Origin of the sequence: Microbacterium galbinum (assembly GCF_023091225.1) — a bacterium.
Classification (GTDB): domain Bacteria; phylum Actinomycetota; class Actinomycetes; order Actinomycetales; family Microbacteriaceae; genus Microbacterium; species Microbacterium galbinum.
Map to the genome: position 1 here is coordinate 1,399,270 of NZ_JAHWXM010000001.1, position 25,129 is coordinate 1,424,398.

Below are 25,129 nucleotides of genomic sequence, written 5' to 3' on the forward strand. Positions count from 1 at the left end.
GCATCGGTGGAGGCATCCGCCGAGAGGAGACGCACATGGAGCTGACGCTCGTGACATCGGCGTTCTGCGGTGCGTGCGCGCGCACTCGCGCCGTCCTCGCCGACGCCGTGCGGTTCCTGCCGGATGCGACCGTGACCGAGATCGACGTGGCACGCGATCCCGACGCGGCGGAGTCCCTCGACATCCGCTTCACCCCGACGGTCATCATCCGTGCGGCGAACGGCGAGACGGTCTTCCGCGCGGAGGGCGTGCCGACCGTCCCGCAGGTGCTCACCGCCGCGGTTCGCGCTCTCCCGGCCTGAACCGGGACGCGCTCGCCGAACTCTCTTGTGCGCGGTGACGGACCGACGCAGACTGATCGTGCCTCGAACCCGGGGCATCCCTCTCACCAGGAGCAGTCATGGCGAATCTCAACCCGTACCTGTCGTTCCGCACCGACGCCCGCCAGGCGATGGAGTTCTATCAGAGCGTGCTCGGCGGAGACCTCGACATCAGCGTGTTCGGGGACTTCCCCGACATGGTGCAGGATCCGAGTCAGAAGGACCTGGTCATGCACGCGCAGCTCACCACGCCCGACGGCCTGGTGCTCATGGCGTCCGACACCCCCGACGGGATGCCCTACGAGAAGCCCGCCGGGATCTCGGTCTCGCTCAGCGGCAACACGCAGGCGCGCACCCAAGAGGTCTGGGACAAGCTCGCCGAAGGCGCGACGATCACCATGCCGCTCGACGTTCCGCCGTGGGGCGGAACGTTCGGGATGCTCGTCGACCGGTTCGGCATCGGCTGGATGCTGCACGGCGACCCCGAGGAGTGACGCGCGTCAACGCAGGGCGTGCGCCTCGATGAACGCGCGCAGCGCGTGCTCGTCGTCGGCCATCTCGGTGACGTGCTGGGGGGCGCCGAGCATCTCGCGGAGTTCCTTCGAGTAATCGAGCTCGACACCGATGGCCTCGTTGATCGTCTCGGCGAACTTGTGCGGCTTCGCGGTCTCGAGGACGAGCATGGGCACACCCTCCTCCACGTACTGACGCGCCACCTTCACGCCGTCGGCCGTGTGCGGGTCGATGATCTCCTCGGTCGAGGCGTACACCGAACGGATGGTCTCGAGCCGGTCGGCGTGCGTCGACGTGCCGCTGACGATCCCGTACTCGAGCGCGAAGCGCGGCTGATCGCCGGCGAAGTCGAAGTAGCCCTGCTCATCGAGGTCGCGCCAGGCGCCGACGACGCGCTCGGGGTCACGGCCCACGAGCTCGAAGATGAAGCGCTCGAGGTTCGATGCCTTCGAGATGTCCATCGACGGGCTCGACGTCGCGAGCGTCTGCGCCGCGTTGCGCGGCCGGTAGACACCCGTGCGGAAGAACTCGTCGAGCACGTTGTTCTCGTTGGCGGCGAGCACGAGGCGGCGGATCGGCAGCCCCATCTGCTTCGCGAAGAAACCGGAGAGGATGTTGCCGAAGTTGCCCGACGGAACGGTGAACGACACCTCGGTCGGGCCGTCGGCATCCGTCGCCCGCAGCCACGCCCAGAAGTAGTAGACGACCTGTGCGGTGATGCGCGCGAGGTTGATCGAGTTCACGGCGCCGAGGTTCTGCGCCCGCTTGAAGTCGAGGTCTCCGGCGAGGTGCTTGACGAGGTTCTGGCAGTCGTCGAACACGCCCTCGACGGCGATGTTGTGCACATTGTCGTCGTCGAGCGAGAACATCTGCGCCCGCTGGAAGGCGCTCATGCGGCCCTGCGGCGAGAGCATGAAGACCGAGACGCGCTCCTTGCCGCGCAGCGCGTGCTCGGCGGCGGATCCGGTGTCGCCCGAGGTCGCTCCGAGGATGTTGAGCACGGATCCCTTGCGCTCCAGCGCGTACTCGAGCACCTGCCCGAGGAACTGCATCGCCATGTCCTTGAAGGCGAGCGTGGGGCCCTCCGAAAGGCCGACGAGCGTGAGACCGCCGCCGATCGAGCGCAGCGGCACCACGTTGCCCGGGAACGGCGCGTAGGCCGCCTCGGTCATCCGGGCCAGGTCTTCGCGCGGGATGTCGGTGGCGAAGAGGCCGAGCACCTCGGTCGCGAGCTGCGGGTAGGTCAGTGCCCGCCAGCGCTCGAGCGTCTCGGTGTCGACGGTCGGCATCTCGGCCGGGACGGCGAGCCCTCCGTCGGGCGCGAGGCCCTCCAACAGCGTCTCGCTGAACGGCTGCGGCTGCATGCCGCCGCGGGTGGAGATGAACTGCACGTTGGCTCCTCGGTTCGGGACTTCGGCACGTCCATTCTCGCAGGACGTCGGACGCGTCGATGACGCGATGACGGATGCCGCCGCCGGCGCCTCCGGAACGACCCGTCAGAACAGCGACGCCGGCAGCGCACCCTCGTGCTCGAGCAGCCAGCGCTTGGTCTCGAGACCGTGGCCGGGGACGCCGCCCGAATACCCGCCGAGACCGTCGCCCGCGACGACGCGATGGCACGGGACGATGAGGGGCACCGGATTGGCGCCCATGATCGATCCGATCCCCCGGGCGGGGACCTCGGTGCCGCTCCGGGCCGCGAGGCCGCCGTAGGTGAGGGTCTCGCCGTGGCCGACGGTCTCGTACAGCGCCGTCAGGACGGCACGGGTCGCGACGGTCTGCTCGCCGAGCTCGATCGGCAGGTCGAACCGCGTCAGCCGACCGGCGAAGTACGCGTCCACCTGCCCGAGGGCTTCGCTCAGCAGCGGATCCGGGCCGAGCTCGGCCCCGGCCGGGGCCTCGGTGATCCACGTCACGCGCGTGACCGCCGTGCCGTCACTGACCACTCCGATGACTCCCACCGGCGTCGGCAGCGTTCCGAACCACGACATGCCCCGAGCTCCCTCCGGCCGCAGCCCGCAGAGGATCAGACGAGTTCGGCGACGAGGTTCTCGATCCGCGCGCGGATCTCATCCCGGATCGGGCGCACCGCGTCGATCCCCTGCCCGGCCGGGTCGTCGAGCGTCCAGTCCTCGTAGCGCTTGCCGGGGAAGAATGGGCAGGCGTCGCCGCATCCCATGGTGATGACGACATCCGATGCCTGGACGGCCTCGGTCGTGAGCACCTTCGGCTGCTCGGCGGTGATGTCGATGCCGAGTTCGCTCATCGCCTCGACCGCGACCGGGTTGATCGCGTCGGCGGGCATCGATCCGGCCGAGCGCACCTCGATGCGGTCTCCCGCGATCTCCCGCAGGAAACCTGCGGCCATCTGCGAGCGGCCGGCGTTGTGCACGCACACGAACAGGACCGAGGGCTTAGCGGCAGCGGAGGTCATGATGCCAGGATAGGCGGCTCAGATCCACCCGCGCTCCTCGGCGAGGAGAACCGCCTGCTGGCGGGTCGCGACCGAGAGCTTGCCGAGGATCGCCGAGACGTGATTGCGCACGGTTCCCGGGGCGAGCGAGAGGATGCGGGCGATCTGCCCGGTCGTCTCGCCGCGCCGCCCCGCACGCAGCACGTCGAGCTCGCGATCGGTCAGCGGCGAGCGCTCGTCGCTGAGGGCATCGGCGGCGATCTCCGGATCGACGTACTTGCCGCCGGCCGCGACCTTGCGGATGACCGCGGCGACCTCGTTCGCTCCGCGGGACTTGGGGAGGAAGCCCGACACCCCCGATGCCAGCGCACGACGCAGCACACCCGGCCGCGCGTGACGGGTGACGACGACGCAGCGGGTCACGATGGCGCGGTTCAGCCGCTCGGCGACCTGCACGCCGTCGAGGCCCGGCATCTCGAGGTCGAGCAGGCACACGTCGGGCTCGAGGCGCAGCGCCTCGGCCACCGCTTCGTCACCGTCACCGCACTCCGCCACCACATCGATGTCGTCTTCGAGCCGCAGCAACGCGGCGAGCGCCGACCGGATCATGCCCTCGTCGTCGGCCAGCAGCACGCGGATCATCGCGCGTCCTCCGCGGGGACGGTCGCGGTGACGACGAACTCGTCGCCGTCGTCACGCACGTCGAGCGCTCCGCCGACCTCGGCGAGACGGCGGCGGATACCGTCGAGGCCCGAGCCATCGGCATCCGATTCCTCACCCTCCGCACGGTCGTTCGCGATCGTGTACCGCCAGTGCGAGCCGTCTCGAGCGAGGGTGAGCCGTGCCCGCGCGCCGCCGCCGTGGCGCAGGGCGTTCGTGGTCGTCTCGCGGATCACCGGCCCGAGGGCGGATGCCGGCGCGGATGCCGCGTCCGGGGCGATGCGCGCTTCGACCTCGAGGCCCGCGGCGGTGAGCAGGTCGCGCGCGTTGGCGAGTTCGTCGCCCAGCGGCACCGAGCGGAAGCGGGTGGCGAGGTCGCGCGTGCCCTGACGTGCGTCGTCGACGCTGGAGCGCGCCGCGCGGAGCTGCTCCATGCCGGCATCCGCATCGACGGGCATGAGTCGCTCGGCGAGTTCGAGCTGCAACGCGATCACCTGCAGATGGTGCCCCTGCAGGTCGTGCACGTCGGTGGCGACGCGCAGACGCTCCTGGGTGGCCGCGAGCCTGACCTCGGAGGCTCTGGCGCGGTCGAGCGTGTTCAGCACATCCCACCACCACAGCGTGCTCACCGTCATGACCGGCAGGAGCGCGGTGTAGAAGATCGGCATCCACCACACGGCTGCCGCCTCGTCGTGAGCATCGATGAATCCGAGCGCCCCCATGACCAGCACCGCCGCGATGGTCACGCGGTACCGCACACCGGCCGGCCAGTTGAGCAGCGCGAGCGACTGGACGATGGGCATGAGCGCGAGCTGCCAACTGCCCAGCGCGATGCCCGCGACGACGCCGAACGCCACCGCGACGGTCATCGGCAGGAGGATGCTCCGCCATGCGACGCCGGGCTCGGCATCGACGCGGTGCCGGTAGTCGCGCAGCAGGAGCGCGGTGGACGCCCACCAGATCAGGCCGCCGATGGCCACGATCATGCCGGGCACGATGCTCTCGGGCTCGGCGAACGCGAGCACCGTCCAGAAGAACACCAGCATGAGTTCGAGGAACAGCACACCCGACACCGTGTACCACCAGGTGGCGATGATGCCGCGCGCGAGTTGGCGGGCTCCGGGTGTCGAGGGGGTGCTCACCCCACCACCCTAGAGCCGTGACAGTTGTCACCCCTCGGTCGTGCGGAGCGCGTGGATTCCGGTGACACCGCGGCACTGCCGGGATCGGACCCCAGCGGGTGAACTGGATGCATCGCAACGGAGAGACCGTTGCCGCACAGACCGGAGGACACCATGAACCTCATCGAGACCTTCCAGAACCTGGTCGCCCAGGTGCCCGAGCTCGTTCAGCCGCTCATCGTCGCCCTCGCGGGCGCCGTCCCGTTCATCGAGGGAGAGGGCGCCGCCTCGATCGGCATCATCGGCGGCATCCATCCCGTCGTCGCCGCCATCGCGGGCATCGTCGGCAACTTCCTCTGCGTGCTGGTGCTCGTGCTCGCCAGTTCCGGCGCACGGCAGGCGATCGTGCAGCGCAACCGCTCCCGTCAGCTCGTCGCGGCCGGCGGCGACGCAGCGGCGATCGAGACGCCGGAGGCGGCGAGCCCGCGCAAGCAGAAGTTCCAGAACGCTCTCGAGCGCTACGGCGTTCCCGGGGTGAGCCTGCTCGGCCCGCTGCTGCTGCCGACGCAGTTCACGGCGACGATGCTCGCCGCGACCGGCGTGAGCAAGACGCGGATCCTCTTCTGGCAGGGACTCGCGATCGTCGCCTGGACCACGCTCCTGACGATCATCGTCGGCGGCGCCGTGCACGTGATCGCCTGACGCGAGATCTCCGGAGGGAGATGAGGGGCGGCATGTGGGGACCGCCGCCCCTCGGGTGTGGTGCCCGAAGCACCGACGTGATCGGGGAGATCACTTGAGGGCCCTGGGGAAGGGCCCGTCGAGTACAACGAGGGGCGTCAGGAAATCTGACGCCCCTCGCTCGTGGTGTTTCGGCGACCTGACAGAATGGACGCGTGCACCCGTCCAGAAGACCCGCCGTCCTGCGCGGGTTCGCGGCATCCGCCGTGGCGATCTTCGTCGCACTGGCCGGGCACGTCACCGCCGGCGGGGCGATGCCGGGGCCGCTGGGAATTCTCGTGCCGTGGGTGCTCTCGTTCATGGTGTGCGTGCTCCTCGCCGGCCGCCGACTCTCGGTCATCCGGTTGAGCATCTCGGTGGCGGTCAGCCAGTTCCTCTTCCACACGCTCTTCGTGCTCGGCACGATCACGCCGTCGGGCGTCGTCGCCCCGCACGTGCACGGTGCCCCGCTGGTGCTCCCGGCCGCGGGCGCGATCCCGGATGCCGTCGTCGCCGACGGCACCATGTGGATCGGACACGTGGTCGCCGCCGCCCTCACGATCGCCGCTCTGCACCGCGGTGAAAGGCTGCTCCTCGGTCTGCGCGATCTCGCGCAGCAGAGCATCCGCTGGGTGCAGCGTCGGGTCGCCTCGGCGACCTTCGTGCCACCCGCGCGCCCGCTCGCGGCCCCTTCCGTCTTCTCCTCCCCCGTCGCCCTGCGCGATGCCCTGCTGCTGTCGACCCTGCGCGGTCGAGCACCACCTCTCTCCCCCGCGATCTGATCCGCGCCTGCGGCCTCTGTGCCGTCAGGCGATCACGCCTGCGCCGGCACGCTGCCGCGCGGGCATCCGAACGCACATGCGGCGTCGGCTTCCCGGCGCCCGTTGAGAGGTCTGTCATCCATGTCTCCTGCCCGCAGATTCGCGGTCGGGATGGCGGTGGCGGCTGTCGCGGTGTTCGCGACGGCCGTGCCGGCATCCGCCCATGATTCGCTCGTCCACAGCACGCCCGAAGCCGACGAGAGTCTGGCCACGGCGCCCGAGAGCATCACCCTGACGTACTCGGGCGAGCTGCTCGTGCTGGGCGATTCCACCCAGGGCGCGGTCGTGCTCGTGATCGACGAGAGCGGTCGCGATTGGGCGACCGGCGACGTGGAGGTCTCGGGTAACACCGTCACCGCCACGGTCGAGCCCGGAATGCCCGATGCCGGGTACCAGGTGCGCTGGCAGGTGGTCTCGGAGGACGGGCATCCGATCTCGGGCATCGTCCCGTTCACGATCGGCGACGCCGAACCGATGACGGCGACGCAGGCACCGACGGATGCCGATGCTCCCTCGTACGTCCCGGACGCCTCGGATCCCACGGATCAGTCCACTGATGAGACCGACGGCGGCCTGCGGTTGCTGCTCGTCGGCGGCGCGGGCGCGGCGATCGCCGTCGTCGCCCTCGTCCTGTATCGAATCCTCCGCCGTCCGAAGACGGCACCCGCCGCGTCCGCCGAGGGCGACGCCGCGGAAGAGATGTGAAAGGCATTTCCATGAACACCCCTACGAAGAACCTGTCCCGTCTGACCGCGCTCGTCGCCGTCTCGCTGCTCGCCCTCACGGGGTGCGCCGCTGCCGAGACGCCCACCGAGGTGGCCCCCGTGGGCGAGACCGTCACCATCGAGGACGCCTGGGTCAAGGCCACCGACGAGGACATGTCGGCGGCCTTCGGCACGCTGACCAACAGCGGCACGGATGCCGTCACGATCGTGTCGGCCGAGACCGACGCCGCCGGCATGGTCGAGCTGCACGAGACCGTCGAGAACGAGGCCGGCGAGATGGTCATGCGCGAGATCGAGGGCGGGTTCTCGATCCCCGCCGGCGGTTCGCTGGAGCTCGTGCCCGGTGCCGACCACATCATGCTGATGGGGCTCACGGGCGCCCTCAGCGCGGGCGACGAGGTCACCGTCACCCTCACGTTCTCGGACGACTCGACGTACGCCTTCACCGCTCCGGTGAAGGACTACTCGGGCGCCAACGAGAACTACGAGGGCGACGAGGGCGACGACCACGAGGGCATGGACCACTGATGCCCCCGCGCACCGAAGGTGCGCGCTCCGATCGCTCCGGGTCGACCCGGCGGCAGTTCCTCCTCGGAGGGGCTGTCGCCGGTGTCGGCGCGGTCGCGGCGATCGGGGTCGACTCCGCCCTGAACCGGCAGGACGCCGGCACCGCAACCCCCGCTTCGACGCCGATGAACGGCGAGGAGACCGTGCCGTTCCACGGCACGCATCAGGCCGGGATCGACACCGCCGCGCAAGCGCACGGACTGTTCCTCGCGCTCGACCTGCTCGACACGACGGATCGCGACGGCCTCACCCGGCTCCTGCGCATCCTCACCGATGACGCCGCCCGCCTCACGCAGGGGAAGGCGGCGCTCGCGGACTCCGAACCGGAGCTCGCTGCGGCCCCCGCACGCCTGACCGTCACGTTCGGGTTCGGCCCGGGCCTCGTCGCGCGCGCGGCGGGGTCAGCACCGAGCTGGCTCGCTGGGCTGCCGGCGTTCTCGATCGATCGCCTGCAGCCGGAGTTCTCCGACGGCGACCTGCTGCTGCAGATCGCCGCCGACGATCCGCTCACGGTCGCGCACGCGGCGCGGATGCTGTTGAAGGACGCCCGCAGCTTCGCGTCGCTGCGCTGGAGCCAGCAGGGCTTCCGCCGCGCGTACGGCACCGAGCGTCCGGGCACGACGATGCGCAATCTGTTCGGCCAGGTCGACGGCACCGCCAACCCCGACCCGGGAACGACCGAGTTCGACTCCGTCGTATGGGTCGAGGACGGATGGCTGGCCGGCGGCACCGGTATGGTCGTGCGCCGTACGCGGATGGACCTCGACAAATGGGATCGTCTGGATCGCAGCGGGCGCGAGGCATCCGTCGGCCGCACACTGGCGAACGGCGCACCGCTCACCGGCACGCAGGAGTTCGACGAACCGGACTTCGACGCGACCACGGCGGTCGGTTTTCCCGTGATCCCCCCGTTCGCGCACATGCGCCGCGCCCGCGGCGACGACGGCGAGAAGATCTTCCGTCGCGCCTACAACTACGACGAGCGTCCGGCAGGCGCGAGCGTGTCGGAGTCCGGCCTGATCTTCGTGTCGTTCCAGGCCGATATCGATCGGCAGTTCACGCCGATGCAGCGACGGCTCGCCGACCTCGATCTGCTCAACGAGTGGACGACGCCGATCGGCTCGGCCGTGTTCGCGATCCCGCCCGGATGCCGCAAGGGCGGCTTCATCGGCGAGACGCTACTGGGCGGCTCGTCGTGACGGTCACGGAGGCCGCGCCAACGGCCGCCTCCCGACCGGGCCGCGCGACGAAGCCCCGGTGGTTCGGAGCCCTGATGCTGCGGTTGCACTTCTTCGCCGGCATCCTGGTGGGGCCGTTAATCCTGGTGGCGGCGCTGAGCGGTGCGCTCTACGCGCTCACGCCGACGCTCGAGCAGGTCGTCTACGCGCACGAGCTGCACGCGCCGGCATCATCGACGTCGCTCACCCTCGCCGAGCAGATCAGGATCGCCGAGGAGCACGTCGGTGAGCAGGCGACGTTGTCGGCGGTGCGCCCCGCGCCCGAGCCGGGTGACACCTCGCGCATCCTGTTCGCGCAGGACGGGCTCGCCGCGAGCGAGTCCCGCGCCGTGTTCATCGACCCCGGCACGGGCGAGATCCGCGGAGACCTCACCGTCTACGGCACGAGTGGGGCGCTGCCGCTGCGCACCTGGATCGACAACCTGCACCGCAACCTGCAGCTCGGCGAGATCGGCCGATACTACAGCGAGCTCGCGGCATCGTGGCTGGGGATCGTCGTCGTGGCGGGCCTCGCGCTGTGGATCATCCGCATCCGCAAGGCGCGCGCGAAGCGCGATCTGCTGCGGCCGAACCCGACGCACACCGGGTATCGGCGGGTCTTCGGCTGGCACGCGTCTCTCGGGGTCTGGGTCGTGCTCGGAGCGCTGTTCCTCTCGGCCACCGGCATCACCTGGTCGCAATTCGCCGGCGCGAACGTCTCGAGCCTGCGCGCCTCGCTCGACTGGGGCACGCCGCAGCTCACGACCGCGCTCGACGGAGCGGATGCCCCGGCCGACGAGCACGCCGGGCATCACGGGGCGGTGTCCGCTCCGACCGGTGCGGCGAATCCCGCCACCTTCGATGCGGTGCTCGCGATCGCGCAGCGCACCAACGTCGACACCGGGCTCGTGGAGATCACCCCTCCCGCCGCGCCGGGCTCGGCGTGGGTCGTGCGCGGGATCAAGACGAGCTACCCGACCGAGGTCGACTCGGTCGCGATCGACGGCACGACGATGCAGGTCGTCGACCGGGTCGACTTCGCCGAGTTCTCACTGCCGGCGAAGCTCGCGCGGTGGGGCATCGACCTGCACATGGGAGTGATGTTCGGTCTCGCGAACCAGATCGTGCTGTTCGTGATCGCCCTCGCGATCGCCGGGATGGTCGTGCTCGGGTACGTGATGTGGTGGAAGCGGCGACCGCCGCGCTCGGCACGGAGGTTCGGGGGCTCGCCACCGCCGCGCGGGGTGCTGCGCGATGCCCCGTGGTGGGGGCTGGCGGCCGTCGCGGCGGTCGGCGCGGTGGTGGGACTGTGGCTCCCGTTGGTCGGCTGGACCCTCGTGGGGTTCGTGCTGATCGACGTGGTCGCGGGGCTCCTCTCGCGACGTTCGGCGTAGCCGCGGCATTCGCGCTTCGGGATCCCGGGGAACGGCGGCCGCGTAGGTTGGGGGAATGGATGCTTCCGATCTGCGTGGCCGCACGATCCTCGTCACCGGGGCGAACGCCGGCATCGGGTACTGGTGCGTCGAGCAGCTCGCGACCCGCGGGGCGCGGGTACTGCTCGGATGCCGCTCCGCCGAGCGGGCGGCGACGGCGGTCGACGCCGTTCGCACCCGGGTAACGGACGCCGATCTGCGCGTGCTGCCCCTCGACCTCGGATCGCTCGAGAGCGTCGCGCAGGCGGCATCCGGCATCGGCGAAACGCTCGACGCCGTGATCTGCAACGCCGGCGTGAAGGCGGCGACACCCGATGCCCGCACCGCCGACGGGCTCGACCTCATGGTCGGCACGAACTTCCTCGGTCATTTCGCCCTGATCGCACAGCTCGGCCGAGCACTCGCGCCCGACGCCCGGGTCGTGGCGGTCGGCTCGCTCGCGCACCGTTTCGCGCAGCTCGATCCCGTGCGCATCGCCGCTCCCTGGCGCGGATCATCGCTGCGTCAGTACGGCCGCTCGAAAGCGGCGCTCATGGCGTTCGCGTTCGAACTCGACCGTCGGTGGTCGGGATCCGGGCGCTCGGCGCTCTGCGCGCATCCGGGCTATGCGGTGGACCCGCTCACGCCCGAACGGCCCGGTCTCGCCGCCGGCTCGCGCCTCGTGCGGGCGCTGGCCCGTCCGACGCGCGCGCTCGTGCAGGGGAAGGACGCCGGCGCTCTGCCGATCGTGCACGCGTCGACGGCGACGGATGCCGCGGGCGGCGACTACTGGGGGCCGGGCGGGCTGCTCGAGTTCCGGGGAGCGCCGAAGCGAGTCGCCGCCTCGGATGCCGTGCGCTCACCCGCGACAGGGGCGGCCCTGTGGTCGGCCGCCGAGGCGGCGACCGGGGTCGTCTTCCCGGCCTGAGCGATCAGCCCGGGGGCGGGATCGGCCGGCGAGCGGAATCAACCGGCGAGCTCCGGGATGACGACGTTGACGGAGTACGACGACCCCTCGACCTCGGAGATCGTGACGGTCGCGGCGTACTGATCGCCGCCCTGGATCGCGGTGCACTCGAGGCTGTAGCCGTCGGACACCTCGTGCGATCCGCCCGGGCAGAGCACGCTCGGGCTCGGGAGCACGCCCGCGTCGGTCAGCGCCCGCGCAGCGGTGACGCCGATCTCTTCGGCGGTCAGCGTCAGGGTTCCACCGGCGTCAGTCGCGGGGCTCTCGCTCGGTTCGGGTGCGGGAGCGTTGTTCGGGGCATCCGCGACCTGCACCGAAACCGTGACGTTGATGCCGTCGACCTTCGTGAGGGTGACGTCGGCGTCGAACTCGGCACCGCTGGCCGGATCGGTGAGAAGGCACGGCACGACCGAGTCCTCCTTCAGCGGAATGCTGTCGTCGCCGCAGTCGATCTCGGGGCGCTGGCCGATCTCGGCTTCGAGCGCGTCCTCCGCGAGCGTCGCGATGTCGTCGGGCGACGCGGTGGCGGATGCCGAGAAGGTGCAGCCCGTGAGCGCCGTGGCGAGAAGGCCGGCAGCGGCGGTGAGAATGGCCAGTCGAGAAGTGCGCATGGAAGTGTCCCCCGTGTCGATGTCCCGGCCAGAGTATCGGCACACCAGGTGCACGTCGCGTTCCCGCGCTCGGCGCCGCGGCATCCGTTCGATACTCGCCGAGCCACCCCTCAACGGCCGAGCCACCCCTATCCGCACCGCCCGCAGAGGGGCGGCTCGCGCAGAAAGGGGTGGCTCGGCGAGAGGTGGCTCGGCGACGGCGCGGCGAGGGTCAGACGGCCGCGGCCGGCTCCTCCTCTTCCGCGCGCGGGGTCACCCGCACGCGGGCGATGCGGCGGCGGTCGAGCTCGGCGACCTGGATCGTCGCGCCCGGCACCTCGATCGTGTCGCCGACGACGGCGAGGCGTCCGAGCTGTTCGGTGATGAACCCGGCGATCGTGTCGGACGAACCGCGGGGCAGCTCGAGACCGGTCGCCTCCTCGAAGTCCTGCAGGTTCAGACGGCCGTCGATCGCGCCGCCCGGGAGATCCATCTCGGCGGTGTCGTACTCGTCGAAGATCTCGCCGACGACCTCTTCGACCAGGTCTTCAAGTGTGACGAGCCCGTCGGTGCCGCCGTACTCGTCGACGACGACCGCGATGTGGTGCCCGTCGGCGCGCATGCGCGTGAGGGTCGGCAGCACGCGGGCGGTCGACGGGATGTAGGGGATGTCACGCAGCAGCGTCTGCACGGGACGCGACGGATCGTCGCCCGCCGCCTCGAACAGGTCGCGCACGTGCACGAAGCCGATGATGTCGTCGATCGACTTGTCGGCGACGGGGTAGCGCGAGAACGGCAGATCGCGCACCTGCGCCATCGCCTCGGCGGCCGTCGCGGTCTCGTCGAGCGCGACGACCTCGGGGCGGGGCCGCATGACCTCGCTGATCTGACGTCCGCGCAGCGAGAGCACGTCGTCGAGGATGCGGCGCTCGTCATCGGGGAGGCCCTGATGCGAGGCGACGATGTCGCGCACCTCCTCGTCGCTGAGCTCTTCACCGGTCTTGTTCGGGTCTCCGCCCAGCAGACGCACGAGTGCGTTCGTCGACACCGACAGCAGCCAGATCACCGGCCGCATGACGATCGCGAAGCCGTTGAGCGCGGGCGCCACGGCGTACGCGAACTGCGCATTGCGCTGGATCGCGAGGCGCTTGGGCACGAGCTCGCCGAGCACGAGCGACAGGTAGGCGATCACGAGCGTCAGCGCGATCGTCGCGATCGTGAGAGAGATCGCCGGATCCAGACCCCACGACTCGAACAGCGGCGCGACGGACGGCGCGATCGAGGTCGCTCCGTAGGCCGCCGATGCGAAGCCGGCCACCGTCACGCCGATCTGCACCGCGGAGAGGAAGGTGTTGGGGTTGCGGGCCAGAGCCGCGACCTTCGCCCCGCGCTTGCCGCGCAGGCCGATCGCGTTGATCTGGCTCTCGCGCAGCGTGACGAGCGCCATCTCCGTCGCTGCGAAGACACCGCCGATCAGGACGAACGCGAAGACCAGGGCGATGTTCCAGAGCAGGTCGCCCATCAGCGGGTCACCTGCTCGGTGCGGGGGTGCGCGCCCGGGATGAACCGGGCGCTCGTACTGTCAGAGTCCGAAGAGTCAGAACAGTGGGCGTTCAAGGAGGGCTCCTTATTTGTCGGTGTTCTCGGTGGCGGAGGCGACGGCCGCGGGATCGCGGCGCGTCTTGAGGAGACTGGCGACGGTGGCGACCGCGATGGTCGCACCGATGAAGAGCAGCGAGAACCAGATCGGGATCTCGGGCGCCCAGAGCACGGGCTCGCCGCCGTTGATGAAGGGCAGCTCGTTGACGTGCAGAGCGTGGAAGACGAGCTTCACGCCGATGAAGGCGAGGATGACCGCGAGGCCCTGCGCCAGGTAGACGAGACGCTCGAGCAGGCCGCCGATGAGGAAGTACAGCTGGCGCAGACCCATGAGCGCGAAGGCGTTGGCGGTGAACACGATGTACGCCTGGTCGGTGAGTCCGTAGATCGCCGGGATCGAGTCGACGGCGAACACCAGGTCGATGAAGCCGATCGCGATGATCGTGAGCAGCATCGGGGTCACGAAGCGCTTGCCGTTCTTGACGACCGTGAGCTTGTCGCCGTTGTACTCGTCACTGACCGGCAGGTGCCGGCGCACGAACCTCATGAACCGACCGTTGGCGGGGTCGCTCTCATGGTTGCTGAACGCCTGACGGTAGGCGAGCACGAGCAGCAGCGCGCCGAAGAGGTAGAAGATCCACGAGAAGTTCTCGATGAGCGTCGCGCCTACGGCGATGAAGATGCCGCGCAGGATCAGGGCGATCACGATGCCGATCATCAGCACCTTCTGCTGGTACTTCTTCGGCACGGCGAACCCGGTCATCACGATGAGGAAGACGAACAGGTTGTCGATCGACAACGCCTTCTCGGTCAGGTACCCGGCGAAGTACTCACCACCGAAGGTCCATCCCGACACGACGCCGATGCCGACACCGAAGAGCAGCGCGAGGCTGATGTAGAAGATCGACCAGCGGGCGGACTCGCCGATCGACGGTTCGTGAGGTGTGCGCACGTGCGCGAAGAACTCGTACACGAAGAACGCGATCGTCACGGCGATCGTGATGATCCAGATCAGGGGGGTGACATCCATGAGGACTCCAGACTCGGCGTATGCGGCAGCAGCGCCAAAGTCTTCTCCATTCCTTCGATCAGGAACCGGCGGCCCGGGATGCGAACGCATCCGTAATGACGAAACCACCGTGGCGGAGTACTCCCCTTGGTGAGATCAGTCTAGAGCATGCGGACGGATGCTTTCTGACGAGGTGCCCTGAGCGGTGGAATTATCGCGCCACCTCTCGCGTTAGTTGAAATGTCAATCACCCGAAAGAAGCACCATGCTGATCGCCTACTGGATCGTCGCCGGCATCCTCGCCCTCGCCTATGTCGCCGCCGGAGGGATGAAGGTCGTGCAGCCGCGCGCGAAGCTCGCCGCCGCCGGCCTCGCCTGGGCACCCGACTTCCCCGCGTGGTCGGTGAAGGCCATCGGCGCATGAGCCTGACACCTGCGGCCGGCGCGTGGCGCGCGGTATCCGTCTCGACCGCCGGCGCGGCACCCGATGACACGCGCATGGACACCGTCGAACTGCTCGTGCGCGATCTCGACGCCATGACCGCGTACTACCAGCAGGCCGTCACGCTCGACGTGCTCGACCAGTCCGGAGCCACGGCCACCCTCGGCCGAGGCACGCAGAAGATCATGCGGCTCCGCCAGGAGAAGGACCTGCCGAACGCGAATCCGCGCGGCGCAGGCCTCTATCACACGGCGATCCTGTTCCAGGATCAGCACCAGCTCGCGGCATCCCTCCTGTCGATGGCCGAGCGCGTTCCGCAGACGTTCACCGGCTCGGCCGACCACCTCGTCAGCGAAGCGTTCTACTTCACCGACCCCGAGGGCAACGGCCTCGAGCTCTACCATGACCGTCCGCGCGACGAGTGGACGATCCTGCCCAACGGCGGGGTGCAGATGGCCTCACTCGCCCTCGACCCGAACGCGTTCCTGCAGCAGTGGCTGACGACGGATGCCGCGACCACCGGCGACACGGCGACGATCGGTCACGTGCACCTGCAGGTGGGAGACATCCCCTCGGCGAAGGCGTTCTACGCCGGAGTGCTCGGGTTCGATGTGACGGCCGATCTCGGCAGCGCCCTGTTCGTCTCGGCGGGCGGCTACCACCACCACATCGGCATGAACACCTGGCAGAGTGCCGGCGCCGGCCCGCGGGCCGCCTCGCTGGGCCTCGGCGATGTGCGCATCGTGGTGCCCACCCGCGACGACGTCGAGGCGCTCGCCGACCGCATCCGCTCGCACGGCGTCGACGGCGCCGACGATGGACACGCGCTACGCCTCGCCGACCCGTGGGGCACGCGCCTGGTCATCACGCCGGACGCCGCCTGACGGCATCCGCGCAAAGAGGAAAGGGGCGCGGGCGGCACACACTCCACCCGCGCCCCTGGTCTCATCGGGCTACCGCGTCACGTACGACAGGCTGTCGAAGCGGAGCAGGTCGCCCGAGGTCTTCACGATCTTGATCGTGTGATCCCCCTTCTTCACGTCGTCGAGCGTGAAGAGCACCTGCTGCGTGAGGCGGGTGTCGCTGTGCAGGTCGACCGTGTCGACGAGGTTGCCGTCGAGGTAGATCTCGGCGGTGCCCTGGTCGGGTCCGGTCGCGCCGGTCAGCGTCAGCTTCTTGCCGCTGAACGTGAACGAGACCGCCGCTCCGTCGTCGGCCGTGGCGTGCACGTCGTCGCGGTGGTCGCCGCGGAACCGCAGCTCGAGCCCGGTGTCGCCATCCGGCAGCGCCGCGAGGAACCCGCTCGCGAAGGTGATCTCGTCACCCGCGATCGTGTAGTCCGTGCCGTCGGTGAGCGGCGTGCCGTCACGCGAGATGCTCTGCAGCTCGCTCGGGTCGCGCAGCAGCGTGACGACGGCATCCGCCGGGGCCGCCCGGTCGAACGCGAGGTGGTCGACATCGATCACGCCCTCCTGCACGATGTCGAGGCGGTCGTTCAGCATGAACTGGCCCGACTTCTTCACGACGCGCAGAGTGTGCGAACCGTTCGGAAGATCGCGCACGCTGTAGACCTGCTGCTGCACCCCGCGGCCCTCGGCCTGGAAGGTGTCGACCGTGTCGACGAGCACGCCGTCGAGGTAGACCTCGGCCTCCCCCTGCGAGGAGTGCGTCTCGGTGAACCAGTCGATCCCGGTGCCGACGAACGAGTACTCGAACGCCGACCCGTTGGCCTCGCTGTAGTGCACGTCGTCCTGGTAGTCGCCCATGCCGCGTCCACCGCTCTGACTCCACGTACCGCTGTAGACGATGCCGGGGTCGTTGTTGTTGATCGTGCGCACGTTCGACGGGCCGGGCTCGGGAGCCGTGCCGCCCTGCGACGAGTCGAACGACGAGACCGTCAGGGCCTGGGCGCGGGCGGGCACCTCGGCGCCGCCGTTGCGCGTCCATGCGCCCTCGTAGGTGAGCCGTGCGTCGTCGTCGTTGAGGGTGAGCGTGCTGTTCTTCGCCGGCGTGAAGGTGAACAGGCGGGTGCCGTGCACGGGCACGTCGGTCGCGACGAACTCGCCGGTCGCCTTGCCCAGGTTCTTCTTCTTCCAGAGGTCGCGCACCTTGACCTCGCCCTCGACGCCGAGGTCGGCGAGCGAGACCGTGATGTCGGCATCCGTGCGTCCGAGGTTGAAGACCGCGACCGTGACGGAGCCGTCGGGGTTGGTCGAGAACCACGTCTGGCGCGACGAGCCGGTCGAGACCGGGTGCGCGGGGCGCCCGGCCTGGTTGACCGCGATGACCTCGTCGTTGGTGAGCAGCTCGAGGCCGTAGGCGTCGAGGTTGGTCATGTCGTTGCCGAGGTACATCGGCACCGACGACACCGCCCAGAACGTGGCCGCGGTGCGGCGCTCGTCCTTGGTGAGGCCGTCCATCTTGCCGTTGCCGACGTTCAGCGAGTCGAAGTCGTTCCATCCCGAGTTCGGCCCCGCGTGCCGCCACCATTCGGCGGCCTTCGGGAAGAGCCGGGCGATGTTGTCCCACGTGGTGAGAGCTTCGTTCTCGCAGTAGCACTCGACGTCCCAGTCGATGCGCCAGCCGTCGGCGTGCTCCTTCCAGTAGTCGGCGTAGCGGATGTCGAGCGCCCAGGAGAGCTCGAACCAGATGTTGTTGCGCTTCAGCGCCTGCGACCATGCGGCGACGTCGTCACGGGCGTCGAGCGAGAGGTCGCCGACGCCGGAGCCGGGGGTCACGCTGTCGAACTTGACGAAGTCGATGCCCCACTCGCCGAGCATGTCGGCGATCGAGTCGATGTAGGCCTGGCCGCAGGGGGTGGAGAAGTCGATGCGGTGGCCGATGCCCCAGTAGTCGGCCTGCTGCAGCGGCCGCTTGACGACGTCGGCGGTCGTGCACTCGGGGGCCCCGTAGACGGGGTACGCGGCTTCGTAGACCGATTCGGAGATGCCGGGGATGAAGTAGAGGCCGATCTTCTGGCCGTTGCCGTGCACGTGATCGATCACGGCCTGCAGGCCGTTCGGGTACAGCGTCTCACTCGGGATCGGGCGGCCGTACTCGTCGTTGCTGCCGTTCCAGCCGGCGTCGATGTTGATGTACTCGTAGCCGTGGCTCTGCAGCTTCTCGTGCATGGCGTCGGACTGCGCGATGATCTGGTCGGCGCTGATCCAGGCCTGCCCGTTGCCGGCGTAGACCTGCATGCTGTAGCTGCTCCAGCCCATGTAGGGCTTGTCCGCGAGGGACTCCTCGTCGGTGTTCGTCGCGGCGACGACGCTCGTCGCGAGTGCCGCCGTGACTGGGGTCGCGGAGACCTCGGTGGCGGATGCTGCGGATGCCGTGGCGGCACCTGCTCCGAGCACGAGTGCGCCGACGGCGAAGCCCGCCGCCCATCGCAACCGTGTTGTCGAACGGATGGTGTCGAACATGATTTCCTCTCGGTGGTTTCGACGGTGAAACCCCAGGCGCTCCGTCGCGTTGTCCCCAGGAAAGAACCGGACCCGACGGCCCGGCCAATTACTTGACACCGGTAATTAATCATGAATACGCTGAGACCGCAAGCAAACATCCGAGGTTTTGACAGGAAGATCGATGTCGCTCTCCGCAGCAGAAAACCCCTCGTCCGCCGCCGGAAATCTCCGGCTCTCGTGGGCTGCCCCGGCGACCCGATGGGAGGAAGCGGCCCCGCTCGGCAACGGGCGGATCGGCGCGATGGCCTTCGGCGGCGCCGACGCGCGCTACGCCCTCAACGACTCCACTCTCTGGTCGGGGACGCCCGACGGACCCGCCCGCGCGCTGCGCGATGTGATCGCCGCGGGCGCGGGCCCCGCACGCCTGGCCGAGGTGCGCGCGGCGCTCGACGCCGACGACGTGCGCCGCGCCGAAGACCTCCTCATGGCGTTCGAGGGACCCTACTCGCAGGAGTACCTGCCGCTCGGCGACCTGCACGTACGGATCACGGATGCACAGCCGGACGACCCCGCGCGCATCCTCGACCTCGACGACGCCGTGCTCCTCGAGACGCTGCGCATTCCCGGCGGCACGCTGCGCCGTCGGTCGTGGGTCTCGGCGCCCGCGCAGGTGCTCGTGATCGAGATCGAGGCCGACGCCGAGTTCACGGCATCCGTCGCGCTGACCACTCCCCTGCACACCGATGGCCTCGTCGTCCGCGACGGCGGGATGACGCTCGGCGTCGTGGCCCCCATCGATGGAGCGCCTCTGCACGAAGGACCGCTGCAGACGCCGCTGCGGTACGCCGACGACGAGGGCTACGACGCCTTCGCCGCGGCATCCGTCGCGTGGCGCACCGACGGCCGTGTCGAGGCGACCGCCGACGGTGTCGCCGTCCACGGTGCCCGGCGCCTGCTGATCTTCCTCTCCTCCTCGTCTCGCGCCGCGTCGTGGTGGGCCGGCGCGAGCGAGGAGGAGTGGCGGAACGCCTCGCGCGAGACGATCCGGAACCGCGCGGCGGAACAGGCGGATGCCGCCGCGCGCCGCGAGGCATCCGCACTGTTCGACGAGCACGTCGCCGACCGGCGACGGCTGACGCGCGCGCGGTTCGCGATCGGCGGGCGGCGCGAGGGCACCTGGGACGTCGAGCGCGACCTGCTGCGCGGCGACGACCTCGCCCTCAAGACGACCGTGATCGCCGAGTTCGGCGCGTATCTGCTCGCCTCCTGCTCGCGCGCGGGCAGCCCGGCCGCGAACCTGCAGGGCATCTGGAACGCCGAGCTGCGCCCGGCCTGGTCGTCGAACTACACGATCAACATCAACACCGAGATGAATTACTGGGCGGCTCCCGTGCTCGGCCTCGACGACTCCTTCGAGCCGCTGCTCGCGCTCGTCGAGAAGCTCGCCGAGAACGGCGCCGACGTCGCCCGCGAGCTCTACGGGGCTCGTGGCTGGGTCGCCCACCACAACAGTGACGTGTGGGGCTGGGCGCTGCCGGTCGGCGACGGCCACGGTGCCCCGAGCTGGGCGATCTGGATGATGGGCGGCGTCTGGCTGACCCACAACCTCTGGGATGCCTACGAGTTCGGTGGCGACCGCGACCTTCTGCGCACACGTATCTGGCCCGTGCTGCGGGGCGCCGTCGAGTTCTGCCTCGACTGGCTCGTGCCCGACGCCGACGGACGCCTGCGCACCTCTCCTTCCACGTCGCCCGAGAACTCCTTCTTCGCCTCGGACGGCGAGGGCACCGCGATCGGCCTGACGTCGGCATCCGATCTGCTGCTCGTGCAGGGCCTGCTCGAACGCGCCCTCCAGGCCTTCGACGCCCTCGAGCTCGACGACCCGACGCTCGCGGCCGAGATCACGAGCGCGCTCGGCGCGCTCACCCCGGTCGGCATCCGTGCCGACGGGCGCATCAGCGAGTGGTCGGCCGACGTGGTCGAGGTCGAGCCGCTGCACCGCCACCTCACCCCCGTGCTCGGCATGTATCCGCTCGAGGTGACGACGCGCGAACGCACCCCCGAGTTGTTCGATGCCGGCATCCGCCTGCTCGACGCGCGCGGCCCCGGAGCGATGGGGTGGTCGTGGGCGTGGAAGATCGCGCTCCGCGCCCGCATCGGCGACGGCGAGACCGCCGCTTCGCTGCTCGACGAGGCGCTCACGCCGTTCGACGGCGATGCCACGCGGCACGGTCCGGTCGACGGCTCGGAGTGGGGTGGCCTGCTGCCGAACCTCTTCAGCACGCATCCGCCGTTCCAGATCGACGCGAACCTCGGCTTCCCGGCCGCGATCGCCGAGATGTTCGTGCAGAGCCACGGCGGCGTCGTGCGCCTGCTGCCCGCGCTGCCGGCCGCGTGGACGACGGGCGAGGTGCAGGGCATCGGCGTGCGCACCGGCCTCGTCGCCGACGTCGCGTGGTCGGAGGGGCACCTCACCGAGGCGATCCTGCACAACCGCCTCGCCGAGGACCGCACGGTCGACGTCGAGCACGACGGGCACCGCGTGACGCTGACCGTGCCCGCGGGCGGCACTCTCTCGGTGCCGGTCGGCGCCGATGCTCTGAGCGGAGCTGTCGATGCGCGGTGAGTTCGTGACGGTCGACACCCCGACCACGCAGACCGAGCCCGCCGACTTCGACGCCTTCTGGGCCGAGACGCTCGACGAGACGCGACAGCATCCGCTCGGCGTGACGATCGAACCGCATCCGACCCGCTTGACCGCGATCGACGTGTTCGAGGTGACGTTCGCCGGATTCGGCGGCACGCAGATCCGCGCCTGGCTGCGCGCGCCGCACGGCGCCACCGCACCGCTCCCCGGGCTCGTGCAGTTCTTCGGATACGGCAACGGCCGCGGCCATGCGCTGCGCGACCTGCGCTGGGCCGCCGCCGGCTACGCGCACCTCGTGGTCGACGCCCGCGGGCAGGGCCACGGCGACACCGACGATGACCACCCCGACGGCGGCCCCTCGGCCGGCGGGTTCCTCACCCGTGGCCTGCGCTCGCCGCACGAGTACTACTACCGTCGTGTCTACGCCGACGCGGTGCGGGCGGTCGAGGCCCTCCGCTCGCTCGACCTGGTCGACGCATCGCGTGTGGGCGTCGTCGGCGCCAGTCAGGGTGGCGGGATCGCGCTCGCCATGGCCGGGCTCGTGCCCGACCTCGCCGTCGCGATCATCCAGGCTCCCTTCCTCAGCGAACTGAACCGCGCCGCCGACCTGAGCAACGAGGCACCGTACGCCCTGCTGACCCAGTACTTCGCCGACCGCCGGCTCGATCGGGCGGCGGCCCTCGACACCCTCCGCTACTTCGACGCGGTGAACCACGCGAAGCGCGCGAACGCTCCGGCGATCCTGAGCACCGGGCTGCGCGACGGGGTCACGCCCCCGGCATCCGTGCTCCCCGCCTTCACGGCTTACGGGGGCGAGAAGCACGTCGTGCTCTGGCCCGACAACGGCCACGAGGCCGGCGGAGACCTCGACGAGGAGAACGCCCTCGAGTTCGCCGCCGCCCGTCTGCGCCCGTGATTCGCTACGGTTGCCGATAACGAACGAGGAATTGATGGACCACGACACGTCGACGCGCACCACCCTCATCCGATCCGCATCGGATGCCGGATCGAAGGTGTTCGCGACCATCCTCACGCGCAGCCCGATCAGCCGTATCGAGATCGCCCGGCACACCGGCCTCTCACAGGCCGCGGTCACGAAGGCCGTGTCGCCGCTGGTCGCAGCGGGGCTCGTCGATGCACCGCCCGCCGAGCACCGCGACGGCAATCCCGGGCGACCCGTCGCCCCGGTGTCGATCGTGCCCGGAGCGATGATCATGCTGGGTGTGAAGGTGAACGTCGACGAGGTCATCGCGGTCGCCACCGACCTCACGACCACGGTGCTCGCCTCCGAGCACCGTGCGCTCGCGGCCCACGACCCGGATGCCGTGCTCGAGGCCATCGTCGAGGTCACCGCCTCTCTCGAGAGCGAGCTCGGGCCGCGGTCGGCCGCGATCGCCGGGCTCGGCGTCTCGATCTCGGGCGACGTCGACAGCCGTCACGGCATCGTGCGCGAGTCGGCCATCATGGGCTGGACCGACGAGGACTTCGCCGCGCGGCTGCGCGACCGGATCGGCCGACCGGTGACCCTCGAGAACGACGTGCACGCGCTCACCGTCGGCGAGCACTGGTTCGGCATCGGTCTGGGCACGGCCTCGTTCGCGATCGTCACGATCGGCCGCGGCATCGGAAGCGGACTGCACGTGAACGGCCAGGTCGTCAGCGGCGTCTACGGGGTCGCCGGCGAGATCGGGCACCTGCCCCTCGCCGATCCCCGACGCGTATGCCCGTGCGGGCGCAACGGCTGCGTCGAGGCCGTGGCCGCGACCCCCGCCATCGAAGCGGCCGTCTCGGCCGCGCACCGTCGGATCATCGGCATCGACGAGGCCGTGCGCCTCGCCCACGACGGAGACCCCGCTGCCGAGGCGGCGTTCCGCGAGGCTGCCGAGATCGTCGGCACCGCCATCGCCACGCTCGTGAACCTCACCGGCCCCGAACTCGTGATCATCGGCGGCGAGGGCGTGTCGAACTTCGACCTCTTCGATGAGACGCTGCGCAGCGCCTTCGAGGCACACGCCTTCGGCGCCGCGGCGCGCTGTCGCATCGTCGCACGCCCGCACACCTTCGAGGACTGGGCCCGTGGCGCCGCCGCGGCCGCGATCCAGTCCCTCGTGCGCTGAGCTCGGTTCCGCGGGGCGGGGCCCCTCGACAGGCTCAGGCACCCACCCCCTCTCGCTGAGGGGTCCCGCTCCGCCCGTCGGCTGGGTCGCTGAGCCTGTCGAAGCGCCGCAACCACCCACCCCAGGCAGAACTGCCCGGCGGAAGCATCCGCCGGGCAGTCCTTCACCTCACTCGCTCACAGTGCGTCGTAGAGCTCCTGCTGCAGTTCGAGGTAGCGGTCGACGCCCAGGCCGTTCAGGTCGTCGATGTACGACTGCCATGCGCCGTCGTCGTTGATGTCGCGCTGCCCCGTGACGAACTCCGCCTGCGCCTGCGTGATGTAGGTCGCGATGTTCGTCTGCAACTCGGCGATCTCCGCCGAGGTGTCGGGGTTCGGCCACAGCTTCTCCGACGGGAAGACGAGGCTCTCGTCGGGAGCGAACGGCTCGTAGAGGTTCGTGGCCTCGAGCAGACGACGCTCGTACCCGTCGGGCGCGTAGATGTCCTCCGGCACGACCTGCGAGTTGCGGAACTCGAGCGAGTCCCAGTACTGAGCCATCGAGCGCCAGGCGGAGTTCGAGGTCTCGTCGTACGTGAGCGGCTTGAAGGTCGGCTCGAGCTCGGGGTCGAGAGCGACATCGCCCGCCTCGGCCGGAACCCAGGCCTCGCCCTCGGGGCCCATGGCGCCGAGCTTGTCGCCCTCATCGGTCACGAGGTAGTCGATCGCCTTGATCGCCTGGATGCGCTCCTCTTCGCTCGACTTGTTCGTGAGCGCGAACATTCCCAGTGAGCTGATCGGCGAGCGGTACGTCGCGTACTGCGTGCCATCCGGGCCCTTCACCGGCGGCACCGCGTCGTAGTGCGTGTCGCGCCCGTCGGGCGAATCCTGCGTGACGATCTCGTACGGGTGCAGCACCGCCGCGGCACCGAGGATCTCGGCCTCGGCGTTGTCGCCCAGCGCGCGCAGCGACTCGCCGTTCTGCGTGAACGACGCCGTGTCGATGAGCCCCTCGTCCGCGAGCGACGAGATGTACTTCAGGCCCTCGCGCCATCCGTCGGTGGTCGCCGAGAGCGTCACCTTGTCGCCGTCGAGCACCATCGGCGGCGGGCTCGTGGGCGAGCCGTACGGGGCGTAGGTGAAGGCGTTCATGAAGTAGTTGATGACCGGTTCGCCCGACGATGCGCTGAGAGCGACCTCGTCGGCCTTGCCGTTGCCGTTCGGGTCGTCGTTCTTGAACGCGCGCAGCATCTCGCGCAGTTCCTCGGTGTCGGTCGGCTGGTCGAGACCCAGCTTGTCGAGCCAGGTGGAGTTGACCCACAGCTTCGACGGGTAGCTGCAGTGGAAGCACTCGGTCCACTGGGTGATCGCGTAGATGTGCCCGTCGGGCGCGGTGACCGACTGCTTCCAGTCGGGCTTCTCCTCGAAGCGCTCCTTGAGGTTCGGCGCGTACTCGTCGATGAGGTCTTCGAGGGGCACGAGCACGCCCTGCTGCCCGTACTTGAGCACCTCGCTGCGCGAGAAGGCGTCGACCCACGGCACGAGGAAGTACGCGTCGGGGTAGTCGCCGCTGGCGAGCGACACCTGGCGCTTCTCTCCGGCGACGCTGCCGTCGTAGGTGGTGGTCTGCCAGTCGAAGTCGATGTCGAACTTCTCCTCGAGCAGCTTCGTGAACGCGTTGTCCTTGAGCGAGCCGTTGTCGCCCTGCGGGCCGAACGCGACGAGCTTGCCGTTGTCGTCGCTGGGCGACGTACATGCCGCCAGCGCTCCTGCGGCGAGAGCGAGGGCGCCTACGGCCGCCGCTCCTCGGATGATGCTGTGTCTCATTGCCGGAATCTCCTTTGCCCGGGTAATGGGGGTGTGTGGTGGTGGGTCTGTGAGAGG

Annotated in this window: 24 protein-coding genes; 14 read left to right on the top strand and 10 right to left on the bottom strand. The window is 69.8% G+C overall.

Annotated elements, in window-relative coordinates; all coding sequences use genetic code 11:
* Nucleotides 1-35 precede the first annotated feature (35 nt).
* Both KZC52_RS06805 and KZC52_RS06810 read left to right on the top strand, forming a co-directional pair.
* Nucleotides 36-302: a glutaredoxin family protein gene (locus KZC52_RS06805; protein WP_247623288.1), complete on the top strand. Its 267-nt coding sequence runs from the start codon at nucleotides 36-38 to the stop codon at nucleotides 300-302.
* Between the two features lie 98 nt (nucleotides 303-400).
* Entirely contained in the window at nucleotides 401-814 is a 414-nt protein-coding gene (locus KZC52_RS06810; RefSeq protein ID WP_247623289.1) for a VOC family protein, read from the top strand.
* Nucleotides 815-820: 6 nt separating this feature from the next.
* On the opposite strand, the gene thrC is transcribed toward KZC52_RS06810, so the two are convergent.
* The 5 genes from thrC to KZC52_RS17545 all read right to left on the bottom strand — a co-directional run bounded on the left by thrC (nucleotide 821) and on the right by KZC52_RS17545 (nucleotide 5,048).
* A complete protein-coding gene (gene thrC, locus KZC52_RS06815; protein ID WP_247623290.1) occupies nucleotides 821-2,224 on the bottom strand; it encodes a threonine synthase in 1,404 nt (467 codons plus the stop codon).
* A gap of 105 nt (nucleotides 2,225-2,329) precedes the next feature.
* Entirely contained in the window at nucleotides 2,330-2,824 is a 495-nt protein-coding gene (locus KZC52_RS06820; RefSeq protein WP_247623291.1) for a methylated-DNA--[protein]-cysteine S-methyltransferase, read from the bottom strand.
* A 35-nt stretch (nucleotides 2,825-2,859) separates the two neighbouring features.
* Nucleotides 2,860-3,267 (bottom strand): arsenate reductase ArsC, encoded by a 408-nt coding sequence (locus KZC52_RS06825; protein WP_247623292.1) that lies wholly within the window; start codon nucleotides 3,265-3,267, stop codon nucleotides 2,860-2,862.
* Between the two features lie 18 nt (nucleotides 3,268-3,285).
* The gene (locus KZC52_RS06830) at nucleotides 3,286-3,888 is read right to left on the bottom strand and encodes a response regulator transcription factor (protein WP_247623293.1); all 603 of its coding nucleotides are present in this window, start codon (nucleotides 3,886-3,888) and stop codon (nucleotides 3,286-3,288) included.
* Nucleotides 3,885-5,048 (bottom strand): sensor histidine kinase, encoded by a 1,164-nt coding sequence (locus KZC52_RS17545; protein WP_247623294.1) that lies wholly within the window; start codon nucleotides 5,046-5,048, stop codon nucleotides 3,885-3,887. The genes KZC52_RS06830 and KZC52_RS17545 overlap by 4 nt, the downstream gene beginning before the upstream one ends.
* Before the next feature lie 153 nt (nucleotides 5,049-5,201).
* Here KZC52_RS17545 and KZC52_RS06840 point away from each other — a divergent pair, with 153 nt between their 5' ends.
* From KZC52_RS06840 to KZC52_RS06870, 7 genes are all read left to right on the top strand, one after another.
* Entirely contained in the window at nucleotides 5,202-5,729 is a 528-nt protein-coding gene (locus KZC52_RS06840; RefSeq protein WP_247623295.1) for a small multidrug efflux protein, read from the top strand.
* Nucleotides 5,730-5,923: 194 nt separating this feature from the next.
* Entirely contained in the window at nucleotides 5,924-6,529 is a 606-nt protein-coding gene (locus KZC52_RS06845; protein ID WP_247623296.1) for a hypothetical protein, read from the top strand.
* Between the two features lie 120 nt (nucleotides 6,530-6,649).
* A complete protein-coding gene (locus KZC52_RS06850; protein WP_247623297.1) occupies nucleotides 6,650-7,273 on the top strand; it encodes a copper resistance CopC family protein in 624 nt (207 codons plus the stop codon).
* Nucleotides 7,274-7,284: 11 nt separating this feature from the next.
* A complete protein-coding gene (locus KZC52_RS06855) occupies nucleotides 7,285-7,821 on the top strand; it encodes a copper chaperone PCu(A)C (protein WP_247623298.1) in 537 nt (178 codons plus the stop codon).
* On the top strand, nucleotides 7,821-9,059 hold the full coding sequence (locus KZC52_RS06860) for a Dyp-type peroxidase (protein ID WP_247623299.1): 1,239 nt from the start codon (nucleotides 7,821-7,823) through the stop codon (nucleotides 9,057-9,059). The genes KZC52_RS06855 and KZC52_RS06860 overlap by 1 nt, the downstream gene beginning before the upstream one ends.
* Nucleotides 9,008-10,471 carry a PepSY-associated TM helix domain-containing protein gene (locus tag KZC52_RS06865; RefSeq protein ID WP_247624727.1) on the top strand — a complete coding sequence of 488 codons (1,464 nt, stop codon included), beginning with the start codon at nucleotides 9,008-9,010 and terminating at the stop codon, nucleotides 10,469-10,471. Before KZC52_RS06860 ends, KZC52_RS06865 begins: the two co-directional genes overlap by 52 nt.
* Nucleotides 10,472-10,526: 55 nt before the next feature.
* Entirely contained in the window at nucleotides 10,527-11,417 is an 891-nt protein-coding gene (locus tag KZC52_RS06870; protein ID WP_247623300.1) for an SDR family NAD(P)-dependent oxidoreductase, read from the top strand.
* 38 nt (nucleotides 11,418-11,455) lie between these two features.
* Here KZC52_RS06870 and KZC52_RS06875 read toward each other — a convergent pair whose 3' ends face one another.
* The 3 genes from KZC52_RS06875 to KZC52_RS06885 all read right to left on the bottom strand — a co-directional run bounded on the left by KZC52_RS06875 (nucleotide 11,456) and on the right by KZC52_RS06885 (nucleotide 14,675).
* Entirely contained in the window at nucleotides 11,456-12,067 is a 612-nt protein-coding gene (locus tag KZC52_RS06875; RefSeq protein WP_247623301.1) for a DUF4333 domain-containing protein, read from the bottom strand.
* A 211-nt stretch (nucleotides 12,068-12,278) separates the two neighbouring features.
* Nucleotides 12,279-13,568 carry a hemolysin family protein gene (locus tag KZC52_RS06880; RefSeq protein WP_247623302.1) on the bottom strand — a complete coding sequence of 430 codons (1,290 nt, stop codon included), beginning with the start codon at nucleotides 13,566-13,568 and terminating at the stop codon, nucleotides 12,279-12,281.
* A 105-nt stretch (nucleotides 13,569-13,673) separates the two neighbouring features.
* Nucleotides 13,674-14,675: a TerC family protein gene (locus KZC52_RS06885; RefSeq protein ID WP_247623303.1), complete on the bottom strand. Its 1,002-nt coding sequence runs from the start codon at nucleotides 14,673-14,675 to the stop codon at nucleotides 13,674-13,676.
* A gap of 244 nt (nucleotides 14,676-14,919) precedes the next feature.
* Here KZC52_RS06885 and KZC52_RS06890 point away from each other — a divergent pair, with 244 nt between their 5' ends.
* On the top strand, nucleotides 14,920-15,078 hold the full coding sequence (locus KZC52_RS06890) for a DoxX family protein (RefSeq protein ID WP_247623304.1): 159 nt from the start codon (nucleotides 14,920-14,922) through the stop codon (nucleotides 15,076-15,078).
* Nucleotides 15,075-15,980: a VOC family protein gene (locus KZC52_RS06895; protein ID WP_247623305.1), complete on the top strand. Its 906-nt coding sequence runs from the start codon at nucleotides 15,075-15,077 to the stop codon at nucleotides 15,978-15,980. Before KZC52_RS06890 ends, KZC52_RS06895 begins: the two co-directional genes overlap by 4 nt.
* A 69-nt stretch (nucleotides 15,981-16,049) precedes the next feature.
* On the opposite strand, the gene KZC52_RS06900 is transcribed toward KZC52_RS06895, so the two are convergent.
* Nucleotides 16,050-18,521: a X2-like carbohydrate binding domain-containing protein gene (locus KZC52_RS06900; RefSeq protein ID WP_247623306.1), complete on the bottom strand. Its 2,472-nt coding sequence runs from the start codon at nucleotides 18,519-18,521 to the stop codon at nucleotides 16,050-16,052.
* A gap of 163 nt (nucleotides 18,522-18,684) precedes the next feature.
* Between KZC52_RS06900 and KZC52_RS06905 the strand changes: the two genes are divergently transcribed.
* From KZC52_RS06905 to KZC52_RS06915, 3 genes are read left to right on the top strand one after another with little or no spacing between them, the layout of a single operon-like run.
* A complete protein-coding gene (locus tag KZC52_RS06905) occupies nucleotides 18,685-21,129 on the top strand; it encodes a glycosyl hydrolase family 95 catalytic domain-containing protein (protein ID WP_247623307.1) in 2,445 nt (814 codons plus the stop codon).
* Nucleotides 21,119-22,066, top strand: a complete 948-nt coding sequence (locus KZC52_RS06910) for an acetylxylan esterase (protein WP_247623308.1) — start codon at nucleotides 21,119-21,121, stop codon at nucleotides 22,064-22,066. Before KZC52_RS06905 ends, KZC52_RS06910 begins: the two co-directional genes overlap by 11 nt.
* A 34-nt stretch (nucleotides 22,067-22,100) precedes the next feature.
* Nucleotides 22,101-23,267 carry an ROK family transcriptional regulator gene (locus KZC52_RS06915; protein WP_247623309.1) on the top strand — a complete coding sequence of 389 codons (1,167 nt, stop codon included), beginning with the start codon at nucleotides 22,101-22,103 and terminating at the stop codon, nucleotides 23,265-23,267.
* 176 nt (nucleotides 23,268-23,443) lie between these two features.
* On the opposite strand, the gene KZC52_RS06920 is transcribed toward KZC52_RS06915, so the two are convergent.
* A complete protein-coding gene (locus tag KZC52_RS06920) occupies nucleotides 23,444-25,072 on the bottom strand; it encodes an extracellular solute-binding protein (protein ID WP_247623310.1) in 1,629 nt (542 codons plus the stop codon).
* Between the last annotated feature and the right edge of the window lie 57 nt (nucleotides 25,073-25,129).

Coding starts and splice junctions, on each gene's coding strand:
- KZC52_RS06805 (WP_247623288.1), top strand. CDS start 36: ATGGAGCTGACGCTCGTGACATCGGCGTTCTGCGGTGCGTGCGCGCGC.
- KZC52_RS06810 (WP_247623289.1), top strand. CDS start 401: ATGGCGAATCTCAACCCGTACCTGTCGTTCCGCACCGACGCCCGCCAG.
- KZC52_RS06820 (WP_247623291.1), bottom strand. CDS start 2,824: ATGTCGTGGTTCGGAACGCTGCCGACGCCGGTGGGAGTCATCGGAGTG.
- KZC52_RS06825 (WP_247623292.1), bottom strand. CDS start 3,267: ATGACCTCCGCTGCCGCTAAGCCCTCGGTCCTGTTCGTGTGCGTGCAC.
- KZC52_RS06830 (WP_247623293.1), bottom strand. CDS start 3,888: ATGATCCGCGTGCTGCTGGCCGACGACGAGGGCATGATCCGGTCGGCG.
- KZC52_RS06840 (WP_247623295.1), top strand. CDS start 5,202: ATGAACCTCATCGAGACCTTCCAGAACCTGGTCGCCCAGGTGCCCGAG.
- KZC52_RS06850 (WP_247623297.1), top strand. CDS start 6,650: ATGTCTCCTGCCCGCAGATTCGCGGTCGGGATGGCGGTGGCGGCTGTC.
- KZC52_RS06855 (WP_247623298.1), top strand. CDS start 7,285: ATGAACACCCCTACGAAGAACCTGTCCCGTCTGACCGCGCTCGTCGCC.
- KZC52_RS06860 (WP_247623299.1), top strand. CDS start 7,821: ATGCCCCCGCGCACCGAAGGTGCGCGCTCCGATCGCTCCGGGTCGACC.
- KZC52_RS06865 (WP_247624727.1), top strand. CDS start 9,008: ATGCCGCAAGGGCGGCTTCATCGGCGAGACGCTACTGGGCGGCTCGTC.
- KZC52_RS06870 (WP_247623300.1), top strand. CDS start 10,527: ATGGATGCTTCCGATCTGCGTGGCCGCACGATCCTCGTCACCGGGGCG.
- KZC52_RS06875 (WP_247623301.1), bottom strand. CDS start 12,067: ATGCGCACTTCTCGACTGGCCATTCTCACCGCCGCTGCCGGCCTTCTC.
- KZC52_RS06880 (WP_247623302.1), bottom strand. CDS start 13,568: ATGGGCGACCTGCTCTGGAACATCGCCCTGGTCTTCGCGTTCGTCCTG.
- KZC52_RS06885 (WP_247623303.1), bottom strand. CDS start 14,675: ATGGATGTCACCCCCCTGATCTGGATCATCACGATCGCCGTGACGATC.
- KZC52_RS06890 (WP_247623304.1), top strand. CDS start 14,920: ATGCTGATCGCCTACTGGATCGTCGCCGGCATCCTCGCCCTCGCCTAT.
- KZC52_RS06895 (WP_247623305.1), top strand. CDS start 15,075: ATGAGCCTGACACCTGCGGCCGGCGCGTGGCGCGCGGTATCCGTCTCG.
- KZC52_RS06900 (WP_247623306.1), bottom strand. CDS start 18,521: ATGTTCGACACCATCCGTTCGACAACACGGTTGCGATGGGCGGCGGGC.
- KZC52_RS06905 (WP_247623307.1), top strand. CDS start 18,685: ATGTCGCTCTCCGCAGCAGAAAACCCCTCGTCCGCCGCCGGAAATCTC.
- KZC52_RS06910 (WP_247623308.1), top strand. CDS start 21,119: ATGCGCGGTGAGTTCGTGACGGTCGACACCCCGACCACGCAGACCGAG.
- KZC52_RS06915 (WP_247623309.1), top strand. CDS start 22,101: ATGGACCACGACACGTCGACGCGCACCACCCTCATCCGATCCGCATCG.
- KZC52_RS06920 (WP_247623310.1), bottom strand. CDS start 25,072: ATGAGACACAGCATCATCCGAGGAGCGGCGGCCGTAGGCGCCCTCGCT.